Source organism: Variovorax cryoconiti, assembly GCF_051216395.1.
Classification (GTDB): domain Bacteria; phylum Pseudomonadota; class Gammaproteobacteria; order Burkholderiales; family Burkholderiaceae_C; genus Variovorax.
This window is the reverse complement of the sequence record NZ_JBPJZI010000100.1, coordinates 1-1,002: the sequence shown is the minus strand read 5'-3', so window position 1 is coordinate 1,002 and position 1,002 is coordinate 1. Positions and strand designations below refer to the sequence as shown.

The window sequence follows — 1,002 nt, the reverse complement described above, 5'->3', positions numbered from 1 at the left end:
GACCGCGACTGGGATGGTGCACGCGAGGCGACCACGTCAACCCGCGCCTGCACGACCTTCGGCACACCATGGCGGTTCGACGCGTTCAGCTCTGGCATGAGACAGGCGTGTCCATTGACCAGGCGATGTTCTGGCTGTGCACGTACCTTGGCCATGCGAAGATCACCGACACCTACTGGTACCTCACCGGCGTACCCGAATTGATGGACATGGTCGGCGCCAAGTTCGAGCGCTTCTCGCTCACAGGGGACGACGATGAGTAAGTCGACATCGCCGACCTTCGCGACCCTGGTGCAGGAGTTCTTCACCGATTACATGGTCCAGCAGCGAGCCCTGAGCCCGTGTACAGTGGCTTCGTACCGAGACACGTTCGTGCTGATGCTGCGTTACGCGCAACGCCAGGGCAAGGAGCCCAACAGCATGGAGCTGACCGACGTCACTGCGAAGTTCCTGGTCGGCTTCCTCGATCACCTTGGGCAAGAACGACACAGCTCGTGGCGCAGCCGCAACATCCGGCTGGCTGCTGTGCGCTCCTTCCTGAAGTTCGCCGCGCGACGCGATCCGGTGCACCTGGGCCTCATCGAGCAGGCCCTGGCCGTGCCGATGAAGCGCTTCGATCGCAAGATGGTGGGCTTCGTCCCCAGGGAGCAGATGCTCGCCTTGATCGATGCGCCGAGCGACACCTGGATCGGCCAGCGAGATCGCCTGATGTTCGCGCTGATGTTCAACACTGGGGCTCGAGTCTCGGAGATCCTAGGCGTTCGGGTGGCAGACGTTGTACTCGGCCCGACGTCAAGCATCCGGCTGCACGGCAAAGGGCGCAAGCAGCGCTCGTTGCCGCTGTGGAAGACCGCTGCCAAAGCGGTGCGGGATTGGCTCCACCTGAACCCACAGCTTCAGGCCGACTCGCCGCTGCTGGCGCGCCGCGACGGCAAGCCCATGACGCGGGCCAACGTCGCTCAGCGCCTGAAACTCGCCGTGCAAATCGCCTCCGGCAAGTAC

The 1,002-nt window shown here is 63.7% G+C and carries 2 protein-coding genes; both read left to right on the top strand.

What is annotated here, in order from left to right:
* Positions 1-107 precede the first annotated feature (107 nt).
* Positions 108-263: a hypothetical protein gene (locus ACSFA2_RS26035; protein WP_435458210.1), complete on the top strand. Its 156-nt coding sequence runs from the start codon at positions 108-110 to the stop codon at positions 261-263.
* On the top strand, positions 256-1,002 hold a 747-nt coding region (locus tag ACSFA2_RS26030; protein ID WP_435458209.1), incomplete at its 3' end, for a tyrosine-type recombinase/integrase. The genes ACSFA2_RS26035 and ACSFA2_RS26030, both read left to right, overlap by 8 nt.